This window comes from Tunturiibacter psychrotolerans, assembly GCF_051013365.1.
GTDB lineage: Bacteria > Acidobacteriota > Terriglobia > Terriglobales > Acidobacteriaceae > Edaphobacter > Edaphobacter psychrotolerans_A.
Genome location: NZ_CP132941.1, coordinates 5,734,443 through 5,751,821 on the forward strand (window position 1 = coordinate 5,734,443; position 17,379 = coordinate 5,751,821).

At 58.6% G+C, this 17,379-nt stretch carries 14 protein-coding genes; 11 read left to right on the plus strand and 3 right to left on the minus strand.

Annotated elements, in window-relative coordinates; translation table 11 throughout:
* The first annotated feature begins 22 nt into the window (after positions 1–22).
* From uvrA to RBB76_RS24400, 5 genes are all read left to right on the plus strand, one after another.
* Positions 23–3,100: an excinuclease ABC subunit UvrA gene (gene uvrA / locus RBB76_RS24380; protein WP_429630351.1), complete on the plus strand. Its 3,078-nt coding sequence runs from the start codon at positions 23–25 to the stop codon at positions 3,098–3,100.
* A 149-nt stretch (positions 3,101–3,249) separates the two neighbouring features.
* Positions 3,250–4,683 carry a DUF2252 domain-containing protein gene (locus RBB76_RS24385; RefSeq protein WP_429630349.1) on the plus strand — a complete coding sequence of 478 codons (1,434 nt, stop codon included), beginning with the start codon at positions 3,250–3,252 and terminating at the stop codon, positions 4,681–4,683.
* A 62-nt stretch (positions 4,684–4,745) separates the two neighbouring features.
* Positions 4,746–5,246, plus strand: coding sequence for a DUF4760 domain-containing protein (locus RBB76_RS24390; RefSeq protein WP_429630347.1), 501 nt, complete (start codon positions 4,746–4,748; stop codon positions 5,244–5,246).
* A 152-nt stretch (positions 5,247–5,398) separates the two neighbouring features.
* A complete protein-coding gene (locus RBB76_RS24395) occupies positions 5,399–6,454 on the plus strand; it encodes a cytochrome P460 family protein (RefSeq protein ID WP_429630345.1) in 1,056 nt (351 codons plus the stop codon).
* A 260-nt stretch (positions 6,455–6,714) separates the two neighbouring features.
* Positions 6,715–7,251, plus strand: a complete 537-nt coding sequence (locus tag RBB76_RS24400) for a hypothetical protein (protein WP_429630343.1) — start codon at positions 6,715–6,717, stop codon at positions 7,249–7,251.
* Positions 7,252–7,570: 319 nt separating this feature from the next.
* Here the strand turns inward: RBB76_RS24400 and RBB76_RS24405 are convergent, their stop codons facing one another.
* The gene (locus tag RBB76_RS24405) at positions 7,571–9,121 is read right to left on the minus strand and encodes an ATP-binding protein (protein WP_429630341.1); all 1,551 of its coding nucleotides are present in this window, start codon (positions 9,119–9,121) and stop codon (positions 7,571–7,573) included.
* Between the two features lie 459 nt (positions 9,122–9,580).
* A complete protein-coding gene (locus RBB76_RS24410; protein WP_429630339.1) occupies positions 9,581–9,946 on the minus strand; it encodes a hypothetical protein in 366 nt (121 codons plus the stop codon).
* A 91-nt stretch (positions 9,947–10,037) separates the two neighbouring features.
* Between RBB76_RS24410 and RBB76_RS24415 the strand changes: the two genes are divergently transcribed.
* The 5 genes from RBB76_RS24415 to RBB76_RS24435 all read left to right on the plus strand — a co-directional run bounded on the left by RBB76_RS24415 (position 10,038) and on the right by RBB76_RS24435 (position 15,415).
* Complete coding sequence (locus RBB76_RS24415; protein WP_429634952.1) at positions 10,038–11,198, plus strand: IS30 family transposase; 1,161 nt, start codon at positions 10,038–10,040, stop codon at positions 11,196–11,198.
* A gap of 755 nt (positions 11,199–11,953) precedes the next feature.
* The gene (locus tag RBB76_RS24420; protein WP_429633606.1) at positions 11,954–13,333 is read left to right on the plus strand and encodes a tetratricopeptide repeat protein; all 1,380 of its coding nucleotides are present in this window, start codon (positions 11,954–11,956) and stop codon (positions 13,331–13,333) included.
* A 26-nt stretch (positions 13,334–13,359) separates the two neighbouring features.
* A complete protein-coding gene (locus tag RBB76_RS24425; RefSeq protein ID WP_429633608.1) occupies positions 13,360–13,821 on the plus strand; it encodes a hypothetical protein in 462 nt (153 codons plus the stop codon).
* A 35-nt stretch (positions 13,822–13,856) separates the two neighbouring features.
* Positions 13,857–14,393: a hypothetical protein gene (locus tag RBB76_RS24430; protein WP_429633609.1), complete on the plus strand. Its 537-nt coding sequence runs from the start codon at positions 13,857–13,859 to the stop codon at positions 14,391–14,393.
* Positions 14,394–14,605: 212 nt separating this feature from the next.
* Entirely contained in the window at positions 14,606–15,415 is an 810-nt protein-coding gene (locus RBB76_RS24435) for a M48 family peptidase (protein ID WP_429633611.1), read from the plus strand.
* A gap of 33 nt (positions 15,416–15,448) precedes the next feature.
* On the opposite strand, the gene RBB76_RS24440 is transcribed toward RBB76_RS24435, so the two are convergent.
* Positions 15,449–16,420, minus strand: a complete 972-nt coding sequence (locus RBB76_RS24440) for a hypothetical protein (protein WP_429633613.1) — start codon at positions 16,418–16,420, stop codon at positions 15,449–15,451.
* A 154-nt stretch (positions 16,421–16,574) separates the two neighbouring features.
* Here RBB76_RS24440 and aqpZ point away from each other — a divergent pair, with 154 nt between their 5' ends.
* The gene (aqpZ, locus tag RBB76_RS24445; protein ID WP_429633615.1) at positions 16,575–17,309 is read left to right on the plus strand and encodes an aquaporin Z; all 735 of its coding nucleotides are present in this window, start codon (positions 16,575–16,577) and stop codon (positions 17,307–17,309) included.
* Positions 17,310–17,379: the final 70 nt, after the last annotated feature.

The following is a 17,379-nucleotide window of genomic DNA, read 5'->3' on the forward strand; positions in this document are numbered from 1 at the left end:
TTCACGTCCGTACCCACTCCCTATGAATGACCAGATCACAATCCGCGGCGCAAGAACCCACAACCTCAAGGGCATCGACGTCGACATCCCGCACAACGCCCTCACAGTCGTCAGCGGCGTCAGCGGTTCAGGCAAATCCTCCCTCGCCTTCGACACCGTCTACGCCGAAGGCCAGCGCCGCTATGTCGAATCTCTCTCTGCCTACGCCCGCCAGTTCCTCGAGCGCATCGAAAAGCCCGACGTCGACCACATGGACGGACTCGCCCCCGCCATCGCCATCAAGCAAAAAAATCAAACCCGCAATCCCCGCTCCACCGTCGCCACCGCAACCGAGATCTACGACTACCTCCGTCTCCTCTACGCCCGCTGCGGCACCGTCACCTGCCTCCACTGCGGCGGCATCGTCAAGCACGACACCGTAGACGAAATCATCACCACACTCTTCGCTCTCCCCGAAGGCACACGCACCCACGTCCTCTTCCCCATCATCCGCACCGAAGTCAAACTCGAGCCGATGCAGATCGCCACGCCCGACGTCGAGGCCGAAGCGCCCAAGCCCAAAAAGACCGCCGCAAAGAAATCCGCGAAGTCCACAAAGCCCGCAGCCATCGACACCCTCACCCTCACCGACGCACTCAAAGACCGTCTCACCGAACTGCGCCGCCGCGGCTACAACCGCCTCTATCAATCCGGCAAAATAGTCGAGTTCTCCACCCCCGAATCCCTCCTCGAGCTCGACTTCACCCAACCCATCTTCGTCCTCATCGACCGCCTCGCCATCACTCCCGAAAGCCGCGCCCGCATCGTCGACGCCATCGAAACCGGCTACCGCGAATCCGGCGAAGTCCAGTTCCACACCGTCCCCAGCGGAAACGCTGTCATTTCGACCGAAGCCATACCATTACAAAAATCTGTCATTTCGACCGAAGGCGCAGCCGAAGTGGAGAAACCCGCTTCTCTACCCACACCGCCAACTCGTCTCCGTTTCTCCGCCGCGTTCGAGTGCACCACCTGCCATCGCGCCTATCGCGAACCCGAGCCACGCCTCTTCTCCTTCAACAACCCCTACGGCGCCTGCCCCCGCTGCCAGGGCTTCGGCAACACCATCGACTTCGACCCCAACCTCATCATCCCCGACAAGTCGAAGACCCTAGACGAAGGCGCCATCGCCCCCTGGACCACCACCAAATACCGCCCCCACCACGGCGAGATGAAGCGCGCCGCCAAAGCCGCAGGGATCCCCACTGACGTCCCCTGGTACGACCTCACACCCGCGCAACAAGCCTTCATCGAAGACGGCAACGCCACCTTCCCCGGCATCCGCGGCTTCTTCGCCGCCCTCGAACGCAAAAAATATAAACTCCACGTCCGCGTCTTCCTCTCGAAATATCGCGGCTACGCACTCTGCCCCGACTGCCGAGGCCAGCGCCTCCGCGCCGAAGCCCGCGCCGTCTTAATCAACAACCAGAACATCTGCGAGACCAGTGCCCTCACCATCACCGCCGCGCAAACCTTCTTCGACAATTTGCAACTATCACCAGCACAATTAGAAGTAGCTGGAAAAATCCTCGAAGAAGTCCGCCAGCGCGTCCACTTCCTCCTCCAGGTCGGCCTCGACTACCTCACCCTCGACCGCCTCAGCTCCACCCTCTCCGGCGGCGAAGCCCAGCGCATCCAGCTAGCAACCTCACTCGGCTCTCGTCTCGTCGGAGCCCTCTACGTCCTCGACGAGCCCAGCATCGGCCTCCACACCCGCGACACCGCGAAGCTCATCGGCATCATGAAAGACCTCCGCGACCTCGGCAACACCATCCTAGTCGTCGAGCACGACCCCGACGTCATCCGCGCCGCCGACCACCTCCTCGACCTCGGCCCCGGAGCGGGAGAGCTAGGCGGCCATCTCCTCGCCTCAGGCACCGTAGCCGAAGTCACCGCAAACCCAAACTCCATCACCGGAAAATATCTCTCCGGCCGCCTCACCATCCCCGTCCCGAAACACCGCCGCGAACCCGGCCGCGAGCACCTCAAACTCACCGGCGCCCGCATCCACAACCTCCGTGGCGTCGACATCGACATCCCTCTCGGCCTCCTCTGCTGCGTCACCGGCGTTAGCGGCTCGGGCAAATCCACCATCGTCCACCAGGTCCTCTACCGCGCTCTCATGCAGGCTCTCGGACAAACCGAAGGCGCCGATCCCGCGCACCTCTATCGCGAACTCACCGGCACCCACCACCTCAACGACGTCATCCTCGTCGACCAGTCCCCCATCGGCCGCACCCCGCGATCCAATCCAGTTACATATATCAAAGCCTTCGACGATATCCGCGCACTCTTCGCCGCACAACCCGACGCCAAGCGCCGCGGCTTCGGCCCAGGGCACTTCTCCTTCAACGTCCCCGGCGGCCGCTGCGACGTCTGCGAAGGCGACGGCACCGTCACCGTCGAGATGCAGTTCCTCGCCGACATTGAGCTCCCCTGCGAAGAATGTAACGGTACACGCTACAAATCCACCATCCTCGACATCCGCTACAAGGGCAAAAACATCCACGACGTCCTCAACATGACCGTCAAGGAAGCCCTCGTCTACTTCGCCGGTCATCCCAAGATCGTCGACAAGCTCTACGTCCTCGACGAAGTCGGCCTCGGCTACGTCCGTCTCGGCCAATCCGCCACCACGCTCTCAGGCGGCGAGGCCCAGCGCGTCAAGTTAGCCTCCCACCTTGCCACAGCACGCAGCATCACCACCCGCAGCACGAACGACACCGCCGCTAAAGCCCGCAGCCGCACCCTCTATATCCTCGACGAGCCCACCACCGGCCTCCACTTCGACGACGTGGCCAAACTCCTCGCAGCCTTCCGCAAACTAATCGAAGGCGGCGGCTCCCTCCTCGTCATCGAACACAATCTGGACGTCATCAAGTCAGCCGACTGGGTCATCGACATGGGCCCCGAAGGCGGCTCCGGCGGCGGCCAAATCGTAGCCACCGGCACCCCCGAAGACATCGCCGCCAACCCGCGGAGCCACACCGGTCACTGGCTCGCCCCCGTCCTCAACCTCGCCGCCCCCAAAGCCGAACCAGAACTCCAAACCACCGCGTAGCCGCAACAAACTTGACGTAAACCACAACATAAGAGAACATTTGATCCCTTCGACAGACTTTATCTCCTGAAGGGCTCAAAGACACCGTCTGACCAGCATCGGTCCTCAGGAAGCGGTCGAAGAGAGAGCTTCCACCTGAGGAACCTCGAATGCCGAAATCTACAAAAGCGTCGTCCGCCAAGGTTCCATCGATCAGCAAAAAGCTCGCCGATCAGTTCACCGCGCCGCGTCCCTCCGTAGCTGACCGCGAAGAAGCCGGAAAGCGCCTGCGAACCACCGTGCCAAGAGCCGGCCTTGCAGAGCACCAACTCCCGAAGAACCGCAAAGATCCTGTCGCAATCCTCGAGGCCCAGGCAAAGACTCGTCTCCAGGAGCTCATCCCCGTCCGTTACGCCCGCATGCTGCAATCGCCCTTCGCGTTCCTACGTGGCACCGCCGCCGTCATGGCACAGGACCTCGCCTCCTCGCCGGTCACTGGCCTTCAGGTACAGCTCTGCGGCGACATGCATGTCTCAAACTTCGGCGTCTTCGCCTCCGCCGAACGCAGCCTCGTCTTCGGCATCAACGACTTCGACGAAACGATTCCCGGCCCCTGGGAATGGGACTTGAAACGACTCGTAACCAGCGCCGTCGTCGCCGGCCAGTTCATCGGAAAAGACCATGCAGATTGCGAGGAGTATAGCCGTGCAGTCGTCAGCTCCTATCGGCAACGAATGCGCGAATTCGCCGATATGGGCTACCTCGCCACCTGGTATTCCGTCATTCACGAAAACGACATCCTGGCTGCAGCACCACCAAATCGCCTAGACCTCTGGAAGAAGGCCATTAGCAAGGCAAAGAAAGGATCACACCTCCAGGTATTGGAGAAGATGACGGACTTGGTCGACAACAAGCAACGGATCGTCGAGAACGCCCCGTTCGTCGTGCGCGAAACCAAGACGGAACATGGCATGCCGATTCACGAGGCTCTAGGAATATTCCTGGAACAATATCTCACCTCCCTCACCGAGGACCGAAGACAACTCATCTCGCGCTATCAGGTCGTGGACGCCGCCCGAAAGGTAGTTGGCGTAGGCAGCGTCGGGACACGTTGTTGGATCGCGTTCATGCGAGGCAAAGACGAAGGCGATCCACTCTTCCTCCAATACAAAGAAGCCCAGGAGTCCGTACTCGCACCGTACCTGAAGGCACCTAAATTTCAGAACGAAGGCCTCCGCGTCGTCTCCGGCCAACACCTGATCCAGGGCTCGCCAGACATTCTTCTGGGATGGGGAGCCTTCAACAAAACTAACTTCTACGTTCGTCAGCTACGTGACATGAAAGGCAGTTACGAGTTCGACCCCGCGACCACGAATCACAAAGGGATGGTAGCGTACTGCGGTTTATGTGGCTGGGCCCTCGCTCTGGCGCACGCCAAATCGGGAGACCCCGCAACCATCGCAGGCTATCTCGGTAAAACCGACGAAATCGACGAAGCCCTTACAAAATTCGCCTTCGCCTACAGCGAACAAAACGAACGCGACTACGACAAACTCAAAGAAGCAGCGCGCACCAAACGAATCAAAGTCTCTGATGTCGCGTGACCGCATAATTTTCTTCGTCTTTACGCAGTCCATCCCTTCACGCGCCTGTTATCGTGAAGGCGATGAGAAAGAAGAAAACGACCACCGCCAACGCAATTCGCCAAGCGGAACTGATTCTCAAGCTGTATGAACTCCGGCGTGAGACGGTCATGCGCGAAGCGCGCTCCTACGTAGGCGGCGAGTTTCTTCCCGCATCCGCCACCGAATTTATCCAAATCGTAAGCGCAGGCAACAAGCAAAGCAGCTTCGTTCTTCAGGTGTACGGATACTGGCAGATGGTCGCCGCCTTTGTAAAAAGCGGTGCCCTCGATGCGGAGTTGCTCTACGACACCTGCCCCGAGATGTACTTCCAATACGCCAAAATTCAACCCTACCTCGCCCAGTTTCGCGAAGAGATGGACCTGCCCGAGTTCTTAATCAACGTCGAAGAGCTGATAGAAGGATCCCGAACGGGCCGCAAGCGTCTCGAATCCATGCAAAAGAACCTCGCAGCCATCGCCGAGGCACGAAGCCGTCCCCCAATCAAGCCACGCGCGAAGAAAGCCAGTCTTTCCAAAACATAAGCACCAGAGTAAAAATAGATCGCGCCGCGTGAGCGTGACGGCCCTCAGTAAAAGTAAATAACGCCGCATTCTCATTCCAGACATCAGAATCTCCAAAGGGTGACACACGCTGGATCGGGCCTAGAAAACTTTCTTTGTGAAAGGAACACTCCATGCCTGAACTTACGAGGAAATCTATGGGTCTGCCGTGGATTGGCGGCTTGCGCGGAAGTAATCGCAGCGTTGCGATCAAACACAAGCTGATCCTTGGCGCGATCAGTGCAATCGTCGGAGCCTTGCTGCAAGGTTGCTCAGCCGGCAAACCTCCTTCTCAGGGGGAGACCAGCCTGGCCAACGCAGCTAAAGACGTCACCATTCCCTTGGAGGCGGGCAAAATGAGCAACCCGCTACCCGAGACGGACGAAATCGTCAGCCAGGGCCACGAGATATTTCTTGGCTCGTGCGCCCAATGCCACGGTGCAGATGCGCGCGGAGACAGTGACCTCGGGCGCAACATGACCCCGCCCGCCATGGATCTGAGCTCAGCCCACGTCCAGCACTGGAGCGACGCTGAACTGTTTTGGATCATCCAGAACGGAGTTCGCCTCACAGGAATGCCCGCCTGGAAGTCGAGCATCTCCGATAACGACACCTGGAAACTTGCACGTTTCATCCACAAACTTCCCGGCCCCAACGCCGCTCCCGCCACCACATCAGTGCCGTCACAGCCACCACCCGTCATCTCCGCGCAGGACAAGTACACCCTCAAAATACCGAATGGCCTCGCGTTCTCTGAGTTCAGAGGATACGAAACCTGGCCGGTGATCGCCGTCAGTCATAACGGAGCTGCGGTCGCTGCGATCCTCGGAAATCCCGCGATGATCAACGCTTATAAGGCAGGAATTCCCGGCAACGGCAAGCCCTTCCCGGATGGCTCCAAGATGGTGAAGGTTCATTGGAACGCGAAGGTAGATACCGCTCAACCCGGAGCGCCAACCGTGCCAGGTACGCAGCATGATGTTGATCTCATGGTGAAGGACAGCAAGAGGTTTGCCGACAGCGGCGGATGGGGTTACGGCGTCTTCGAGATTGACCCCGCGTCCGGCAATTTCAGGCTCGGCAACCTAGGTGACAAGCCGCCACAGGGGACCGACGCCAAGTGCGGATTCGCGTGCCACACGGCAGTGAAGACAAAGGATTACGTTTTCACGGCATACGGTCAAAGGTGATGCGGCAGGAGCAGACTCTTCTTGTTATACCAGGTGGCGACGGCCCTACTCATATTCTGTTTCTTGGTGCCACATTGGAAGATAGACCGGAGAAGCTCCGCCTCTTCACAACTCCGCGACCAGGTGATTCGCACACTAAACCTCCTCGAAGAATCGGGATAGACTGGAAGCCCTGGACGGAGGGTGCAAGCTACCTGGACAGGGAAACGGTCTGTTCAATAAGCTCTCCGGGTTTATTTCGCAAGCGACGGAGGACCTCAATGAGTAATCGCATGATTGTTTTATCGCGTCGACTTGGGCGATTCGCGGGCGGCTTCTCATTCGCAACCGTCGCCTTCTTCTCAATCGGGTTGTATGCCGACGCCAACACGAAAGGCCAGGTAGTACTCCTCTTCGCTGGCCTTTTTTTGGTGTGCCTCTTCGCCAGCTTCTTTTTGTGGCTGGCGCACGGCTTCGCGTGGGCGATGATCCCAGAGAAACCTTCGGAGGCGAAGAAGCCTGCAGAGGAATTGAAACCTGCAGACCCACTGAAGCCTGCGGAGGTGCTGAGGCCCGCGGAGGCATTGAAACCTGCGGACGCACTGCGGCCTGCGGAGGCATTGAAACCTGCGGACGCGCTGAGGCCTGCAGAGGTGATGAAACCTGCGGAGCCGATGAAACCCGCAGAGCCGGCGATGAAAGCTGCGGAGGTGATGAAACCCCCGGAGGAGAAGGTGAAACCTGCAGAGGAAAAGGTGATCGTCTCAGAGGATCCTCCCGACGCGATCTACACCATCACCGGAAGGCGCGTCTATTGACCCCGGACTATTTCAGGTGCCTATAAAGTTTCGAAGTTACCGCAAACTCCGTTTTTCGCGCACTACAAAGTGACAAGCTGCCAACGTTAGGATTATTTCGGTTTGCGACGATCAGGAACTTAGCAGACGAGAAGCCGATTTACCTGGAGCGTTTAGCGGTGCTATTCCCACAGATTACAGAGTGCTCGCTATGTATCAGGTCGAGCCAAAAAGGAGCGTTTCGACGCTCTGGCGTTACGGGCTAACTCCCCGCGCTCAGATGCCTCTAAGAAGCGGAAGCGGGAGACGAAGCTTGACATGCGAACAAAGTTGCCGAGCGTCACCCCGACGAGTCAAGGATTCCTCGTACTTTCCTGAGCAGGGCATCCCGAGTGAAGGGCTTTTCCAGGAACGATGCGCCGCTCGCAAGCCCACCGTGTCGAGCGATGGCATCATCCGGGTACCCTGAGGTGTATAGGATCTTCGTCTCAGGTCGGATCTTCGCGAATTCCTTTGCCAGTTCAATTCCGCTCATACCTAGCATCACCACATCGGTGATCAGCAGGGGCAAGGCTCCCACATAGTTCTTCGCCATGCGAAGAGCCTCGTCAGGTACCCCGGAATCCAATACCTGATAGCCGACTCCTTCCAAAAGGAGTCGGGTAAGCTCACGCAACAGCACTGTATCTTCCACCACGAAAATCACTTCGTTGCCGCCAAGCAGCGGAGGCGGCTTGGTCTCCTGCAGCCGTTCCACCGCCTCTCCTCGGCAGGGAAAATGGATTCTGAACGTTGTTCCATGCCCGGGCTCACTGTAGATGTTAATCGACCCGCCCGATTGTTTGACAATTCCAAACACGGTCGACAGCCCCAGCCCGGTCCCTTTCCCCGTCGGCTTGGTGGAAAAGAAGGGTTCGAAGACGCGAGCCTGGGTTTCGGCGTCCATACCGGTCCCCGTGTCGCTTACGGAAAGCGAGACATAATGACCGGGCTTGATGAAAAGATGCTGTTGAGCGTAGGTTTCGTCGATCTCGACGTTCGCCGTTTCGAAAGTAATTTTGCCGCCCTTCGGCATTGCGTCGCGAGCATTGATCGCCAGGTTCATGAGCACCTGTTCGATCTGGTTAGGATCGGCTTTGACCGTACCCAGCTTGGGACTGAGGTTCATCTTCAATTCGATATCGTCGCCGATCAGCCCTGCCAACATGGCATTCGCTTCCGTCACAGAATCATTCAAATCCATGAAGACAGGCTCCAGTACCTGTCTACGACTGAATGCGAGAAGGCGATGCGTCAGGTTCTTTGCCGATGTGCCTGCCTCGTTCATCTTAGCTATGGCCCTGCGTTCCGCATCATTGAGATTCGGACTATTGACGAGCATTTCACCGTAGCCAAGGATTATTTGAAGCAGATTGTTGAAGTCATGGGCGACGCCGCCGGCGAGTTGGCCTATGGCCTCCAGTTGCCGCGACTGTAATAGCTGCTGGACCGTCTGCTCTGCATGTTTCCGCTCGGTGATATCACGAATGTTGCACTGTATAACCTTTCGGTCGCCTTCCCCATAGACGTTACTGACAAACTCAACTGCTATGGCCATGCCATCTTTGGTCTCGAGCGGCAGATCTTCATAGCGAACGTAATGCTTCTCCTTGAGCGTGTCGAAAGCAATTTTGGACAGCTCTCTATCTTTGAACAGCCCGAAATCCCAAAGCGGATTTCCCACGATCTCTTCGCGACTGTACCCCAGGAGTTCCAGCAGGAAGGGATTCACATCAACAATCAGGCTTGTCGCGAAATCCACAATCAGGATGCCGTCGTGGGCCGTGTCGAATAGACGGCGATACCGAAGCTCGGACTCAATGAGCGCTTCCTGCGCGGCTTTAAGCATCATCCTTGCACCAGAGTTTCTCTACGGTATATGCGCTTGGATATCGTGGAAGTATGGCTGAAGGGAGAGTAATAACAGAACTCGCCTGTACCAGGCCGGAATCTTTTTCCACTCGTTGCTGCTTGAGAAGATACGCTTGTGTCGGATGAAGAAGCAATACCGTGCCGTTTTGCACGCACGGCCTTTGATAGACCCAATGGAAGACAATATCGAGATCGACGGCAGCGTGGTTCCAGATCTCTTCGCTCCAGTAACTCGCCAATATTTAGTTGATCGTTCGCGTCAGACCTAGATAGATAAATCGCCAACTCAACCGAACAGGGTGGGCATGGCACTTCCAGATTTCTCGTTCTGGGCGAATTACCGACAAACCGGAAGTAACCCGTAGTGCCACAAAGTCAGGTTTGCGGCAAGTTCAAGGTAGACGTTTCTCATAACTCCGTTTTGCGGACCGACGAGCTATTAGTTCTGGAACCAGTCCCGATCGCCCCAAAGCCATATCGCCACAACGACTGCGCCTATCCCTAGAACTCTTGCAGTCCACTTGACCCATGGATTGACCGGCTCATCGAGTCCCGTATTTCTGTCCGGGTGCTCGGGATCGTAGAAGATGTTGAACGTATGACCACGCTCTTGAGGCGAAGTAGTCACATATTTGCCCGTCAATTCGCGGTCACCCACCGTGTAGGAAAAGGTGACGACGTACTCAGGGAGTGGATAGTCCATCGCGCCGCCATACTTCCAAGGCAGCAGCCTCTTCTTGGTCGCCACGATCGTCGCCTTGGCGGCGATCCAGTCATCTCCGTGTTGAACTCTAAGAGATCCCATGGGGTGCATTCTAATGCCTTCAAAGTCGGGCGGTCTCAACCGGTCGGTGCAACACCATCTGATATGAATTCAATTTCTAAAGGTGGTGGTTATGGCACAAGGAAAACGGAACAGGCTTACCACGGAGCAGCGGATCGAGATGTGGGGGCGCTGGAAGGCGGGCGAGTCGTTGCATGACATTGGGCGAGCCTTCGGTAAGGGGCATGGTTCCATTCGGTTCCTGTTGACGCAGCGCGGCGGGATCGCTCCTGCTCCGCGTCGGCGTTCACCACGAACGCTGACCTTGTCCGAGCGGGAAGAGATCTCACGAGGAATCGCAGCTGGTTCGCCGATCCGGGAGATAGCCAGCGGATTGCAACGTCCTGTGTCGACAGTGAGCCGTGAGGTGGCACGTCATGGCGGGCGTCCACTCTATCGAGCCAGTGAAGCCGATCGTCAGGCATGGGAGTCCGCTCTGCGACCCAAGGTCTGTCTTCTTGCCAACCACGAGGAACTGCGGATGATCGTGGCCAGTAAACTGATCCTGGACTGGTCGCCGCAACAGGTTTCGAAATGGCTGAAGGTCCATTATCCCAGCAACGAGAGCATGCGTGTGTCCCACGAGACCATCTACCGCAGCTTATTCATCCAGGCCCGTGGAGTGCTGAAAAAAGAGCTGGTTCAGCATCTCCGGTCCAAGCGGCTGATCCGTCGTTCACGGCACGCTCGGGCTGGCGGAAAGTCCCACGGTCAGATCGTCGATGCTATCTCGATCAGCGAAAGACCGGCAGAGGTTGAAGACCGCGCCGTTCCCGGCCACTGGGAAGGCGACCTGCTTGCAGGCAGCCAAAACACTCATATCGCAACCCTGGTGGAACGGCACTCGCGCTTCGTCATGCTCATCAAAGTGCCCAGCAAAGATACCGCGACGGTTGTCGCCGCGTTGAGCAAGCACGTGCTTAAACTGCCCGCAACTCTGCGGCGCTCGTTGACCTGGGACCGAGGGCTGGAGATGGCCAAACACAAGAGCTTCACGGTGGACACAAATGTAAAGGTCTACTTCTGTGACCCGCAGAGTCCATGGCAGCGCGGAACCAATGAAAATACCAACGGCCTGCTAAGACAGTACTTCCCTAAGAAGACCGACTTGTCCGTCCACACTCAAGCCCATCTCAACAAGATCGCGCTCCGTCTAAACCAACGCCCGCGAGAGACCTTGGGCTTTCAAACGCCAGCGAGTAAACTGCAAGCCAGTGTTGCATCGACCGGTTGAGACCGCCCGGGCTTTCGGCAAGTTCGCCTCGGCCCTCCGATAACCCCATTTACCGGGAACGTCGAGGACGCCGAAGTGTAGGACCGATCTGCGTAGGGAAATCCGGTGACAGTGGCTAGGGCTGAAACATCTTCCACATGCCAAATCCAGCGATGGAAAGGAAGATCACGATCATGATGGGCCGGGTAACCTTCGTCGCCTTCAGCGCGTATCGCTCCTTGTCTTCCTCTGACATTGGGGACGATTCACTTTCATCGACGAAATAGTCCGTGAAGCATGCATAGATTGCCAAATAAAGACCCCCGACTACGAGGACCGCGTACCCAGAATTTGGTCCATCGAAGATACGGCTAATCATGCCGATAATCGTCTCAAGTAATTCCAATAGCGACAAGGCCTCTCATCGCGTTTCGCGCTGTTCCTCGAAAGTCGGGTCTTCGGCAACTTCATCTCTCATTTGATGAGGGCATCCCGAGGCTCCCATCCAGAGGAGCGGAAGGGCCCAATTCGCAAGTTTCCCGTGTCGACAACTCGGAGGTTGCACCAGAGATGGGAGAGTCCGCAGGCAGAGTTTCGTACCAGTCTCCAGCCGCACCCTCTTGACTCGTCTGTTACTCTTAAAAGACAGAAAAGCTGTCGAAGCCCGGCCATTCCAGGCCGGGCTTCCGCACTTAACGAACCGCAGGAAGTCCAGACCTAAAGTGTCGAGATCGAATACTTTGCACACTTTTAGGGTGGGAGGGGGAGTACCGGCAATGCACCACGCAGCAAGCAACAAACGAGCGCACCCAGGTTTGCTCTACCGCGCTATCTCCACCTTTCCTTCCTATATATTTTGTGCCCTCCTGCTCACCTATTCTGGGCCCATCGTCGCCCAGCTCCCGGCAGGCGCCATCGACACCACCGCTCCCCCGAAGACCGCACCGCAAGATCCCCTCCGCACCCAGGCCAACGAAGCCCTCGACAAGCAGGACTACCCCACCGCCCTCAAACTCCTCACCCCCCTCGCCGAAAAATCTCCCACCGACGCCCACCTCCTCTACGACCTCGCCTTCACCCAGGACGCACTCGACCAGACCACCGCCGCCGAGGCCACCTACCGCCGCGCCATCGCCGCCGACCCCACTTACTTCGATCCCCACCTCGCCCTCGGCCTCCTCCTCGCCCGCGGCGGCCGCCTCACCGACGCCCACGCCGAACTCCTCAAAGCCACCACCCTCACCACCGACAACCAAGCCCTCAAAGCCCGCGCCTTCCGCGCCCTCGCCCGCATCGACCAGACCGCCAACCCCGCCACCGCCAGCGACGAACTCCTCTCCGCCATCAAACTCACCCCCGAAACCCCAGACGACATCCTCCTCTCCGGCGAGCTAGCCGAAGCCTCCGGCGACAACACCGCCGCCGAGCTCGCCTACCGCCGCCTCCTCGCCGTCGACCCGCAAAATCACGACGTCACTGCCGCCCTCACCCACCTCCTCCTCCACCAGCAAAGACCCGACCAGGCCGAATCGCTCCTCACCGCCGCCCTCGCCAAAGATCCCGACAACCCCACCCTCAACGCCCAGTTAGCCAGCCTCTACGAGCAGCAAGGAAAAACCGCCCAGGCCATCCCGCTCGCCGCCAAACTCCACGCCGCCCACCCCGACGACGCCACTCTCACCCGCCTCCTCGCCCGCCTCTACAGCCGCAACCAGCAGTACGACCAGGCCGCCCCCCTCTACGCCTCGCTCCTAAACAAATCCACCCAGGACCCCACCCTCCTCGACGACAGCGCAGACGTCCAGATTCACCTCAAAAACTTCGCCGAAGCCGAAGCCCTCCTCAAGCGTGCCATTGCCCACCCGGAAGCCTTCCCGAACCAGGACGATCTCGCCCAGGCCGCCAGCCATCTCGCCTTTGCCGCCTCCGCCAACAACGACCCCACAACCACCTTGCAAGCGTTAGATATTCGTGGTAGAGTGCAGCCACAGTCGCCGTCGTCCTTGTTCCTCGCGGCTACTGCGCACGACAAACTGCACCACACCAAACAGGCGACCGACCTGTACAAACAGTTCCTCACCGTGGCAAACGGCCAATTTCCGGATGAGGAGTGGGAGGCCCGCCACCGCCTCGTCACCCTCGCAAACACGAAGTAGGCAAGCGCTCCCATAAGAGGTGCGTTATGAAATCGATCTTTCGGTTCGCCTTCCTCCTCTCTCTGCCGCTGCTTCTAGCAACTCCCTCCAGAGCCGCCAACGTCGACGACAACCTTCCCAACGCCCAAGCACTCCTTGCGCTTGAACTTCGCGCCCAGCAAGCCAAACCTCAAGACCAGTGCTTCCTCTACACCGAGCTCGTCCACGTCATGACCGAGATCGCGGGCAAACAGATGCTCGACGGCGACGTCGACCAGGCCACCGCCACCCTCAAAAAGGTCAACGACTACGCGAAGCTCATCCACATGGATCTCTCCAGCAACTCCAAACGTGTCAAAAACGCCGAAGAGCTGATGCACCACACCTCGTACCGCCTCGGCGAATATCTCCGTAAAGCCTCCAACGAAGATCGCGACACCCTGCAAGCGACCCTCAAGCAGCTCGACCAGGTCCACGACGAGCTTCTCGCTCAGGTCTTCAAAAAGTAAAATCGAGTCACTCAGAAATCCGACACCAGGAACCGATGCTCCGTAGACTCTCCTTCGCTCTCCTCCTGCTCCCGCTCGCTCTCTCCCTGCACGCTCAGAAACCGGAAGCCGCTCTCTCCGACGGCGAGATCGAGCAACTCCGCGAAGCCGCCTACTATCCCAGCGACCGCGTCCTCCTCTTCATCAAACTCCTCGACAATCGGAACAAATCCATCCAAGATCTCTTCGCCCGCCCGCGCAAACCCGGCCGCGAACAGGACACCCACGATCTCCTCGAGCAGTTCACCGCCATCGCCGACGAGCTCAACGACAACCTCGACGACTACGGCCCCCGCCACCGCGATATCCGCAAAGCCCTACCCAAGCTAGTCGAAGCCACCGAGCGCTGGTCTTCCAACCTCAAAACCCCGCCCGACGACGAAGCCTACAACGTCTCGCGCAGACTCGCCCTCGAAGCCGTTCACGACCTACACGACCAAGCCACGCAGATGATCGAAGAGCAAAAGGCATGGTTTCTCGCGCATCCGCCCCCCAAAGAAAACAAGAACGCACCAATCGACCCCCCACGCTGAAACCATCGCCATTCGTATCGTTCGACACCTGGAGTTCCGCACCCGAACCCCAAACGGCACGTCCGCACCAGGCTCTTCCTCTTATAAAATTGTTCTTATGCGCAGTTCTTCGTCGCCCTATTTGCATTGAAGAAAACCACCTTCAGTAATTCAACAAAGGACAAGCTCTGAACCCACCGAAGCATCCCGGCCCCTCACCGCTGCGCCAGTTCATGCAGCTCTTCTCCTCGTCCGCAACGCCATCCCTCTTCCCCGTCCACGAGCTTCCCTCATCGCCCACGCCCTCGCTCAAATCCCGCCCCAGAAAACCCCGCACCGCAAAACCGAAGTCCACGGCCTCAACCTCACTCATCGCCGTCTTCGAGGAGCAGTACCGCGAGCTCCGCCCCCGCGCCCCCATTCCTCCGCTCGATATCCGCTTCCGCCGCTTCACCTCACTCAACACCACCATCCGCCTCCGCGAAGGCCGCCTGCACGTCCGCCTCTCAGATCTCCTCGAGTCCGCCCCCGACCACGTTCACCACGCCATCGCCCACATCCTCCTCGCCAAGCTTTACAAGAAGCCCATCGCCTCCGCCCACGCCGACCGCTACCGCCGCCACGTCTCCTCCGAAGCCATCTCCCGCCAGGCTGAGCACATCCGCCAGACCCGCGGCCGCAAGCGTCTCTCCACCCCCACCGGCCACCACTACGACCTCAACGAAGTCTTCGAGTCGCTCAACACCCGCTTCTTCCACGGCCTCCTCGGCCGCCCCACCCTCACCTGGTCGGCTCACCACGCCCGCCGCATGCTCGGCCACTACGACGCAGCCCACAACACCATCGTCGTCAGCCGCGTCTTCGACCGACCCGACACCCCCCGCTGCGCCATCGAGTATCTCCTCTACCACGAGATGCTCCACCTCAAGCATCCAGTCCGCGTCAAAGCCGGTCGCCGCTGTGTGCACTCCCGCGAGTTCCAGGCCGAAGAACGTCTCTTCCCCGAACTCGAAGCCGCCAAAGCCTATCTCAAACGCCTCTGAAATATGCCGCAGCCCCCTCAGAGCCAGCTCGAGTCAGTCTTTGCACACAAGAGGAGACAATCGCGGCGGAAACGGACTATCCGGTTTTGCAACGATCTTCGTTGCGGTGATCACCTTCTTATCGAGCACCGCGACAACAAAATTCCATTCCCCTTTGGACATATCGTTCAACCACACCGCTACCAGCGTGTCCGTCTCATGCAACACCGGCAAGGGCAGCGTGATATCGCTTTGGTCGGCAACAAACGGTATGCCAAGCTGTTGCAACTGGCATAAATCATCTTTCCCAACCACGACGTTCTCAAAGTAAGGCTGTCCTCCTCCAAACTCCTGCGGAATCACTGAATAGAAAGTATTCGTGAAGACACAGATGTATCCGATCGTCGCCACCACGAAGACCGCAACTGCCATCACCAGGGAGAATCGTCTCAAACTGATCTGCGACGCACGCCCCTCCGACGTCTCCCGGTCGAACAATCGTGCCGCCACATAGACCGACACAGCCGCAATCAGAACAGGAAGATAAACCGCCAACGTCACAAGCAGCGACGCGAGCAACCGCTTGGAGACGCTGCCTCCCGGATTCGTGATCCTCCATACCTGCCAAACCGTGCTCTGCCCCATGCTCGGATGCGTCTGAAAGCAGGAAAAAACCGAGGCGCCAAGAAGCAACATCAGAGAACCAACAAACAAGATCGCAATATGCCCGAGCGAAGACAGCCTCCGCACCGTCTGCTCGTGGCGCGTCGCCATCGACCACGCGACAAAAAACGCCGGCGACGCCAATAGCAGATACGTGAACAACACGACGATCCCGGTCAGCAACAGCTTCGGTTTGGCAAAGGAAAAATCCACGATCCCCAGCCCATGCAGATACGTATTAATCGCGATCGCACCCGTCGCATACGCGAACGCGGCCAGAATCGTGATGACCTTGGTCGCCTCGCCAAGATCGAAGCGACTCCAGATCTCGCCCACCGCCGGTATCTTCTCAGGCTCCGTCATCCACTCCGTCACAATCAATCATCTGCAAGATTCTAACGCGGAAATTACCGCCCTATGCTAGACTTCGGCCCTCCCCTCAATCCGGCCCAAGCACCTGCGTTATGCCACATCAACATGAGATCAACGGTGAATTCACCAGCAAGAAAGGCTATCCATGGATCTTTCAAAACGCGCAACAGCTGAGTTCTTCGGTACCTTCTGGCTCGTCTTCGGCGGCTGCGGCAGCGCCGTCCTCGCAGCAGCTTTTCCCAACCTTGGAATCGGCTTCGTCGGCGTTGCGCTAGCCTTCGGCCTCACCGTCCTCACTATGGCCTTCGCCATCGGCCACGTCTCCGGCTGCCATCTCAACCCCGCGGTCTCCATCGGTCTCGTCACTGCCCGGCGCTTCCCTATCTCCGAACTCCCCGCCTACATCGTCGCTCAGGTCGTCGGAGCTGTCGCAGGCGCAGGTGTTCTCTACCTCATCGCCAGCGGCAAACCCGGCTTCACCCTCGCCGCCGGCTTCGCCTCCAACGGCTATGCCGACCACTCCCCCGGCGGCTATTCGCTCATCGCCTGCTTCGTCGCCGAGGTCGTCCTGACAGCCTTCTTCCTCCTCGTCATCCTCGGCGCCACCGACGAGCGCGCCCCCAAAGGATTCGCTCCCATCGCCATCGGCCTCTGTCTCACGCTGATCCACCTCATCAGCATTCCCGTCACCAACACCTCGGTCAACCCGGCCCGCAGCACCGGCCCCGCGATCTTCGTCGGAGGCTGGGCACTCAGTCAACTCTGGCTCTTCTGGCTCGCTCCCATCCTCGGTGCGATTCTAGGCGGCCTCATCTCCACAGCCTTCTTCGCCGCCCCACAACCACCCCTCCGCGAGGAGATGGCCCGAGACAAACGCTAGACAGGCTTCGCATAATCCTCCCGTTGGTCGAATCATTGATAACGACCAACGGGAGGTACAAGCGAAGCGA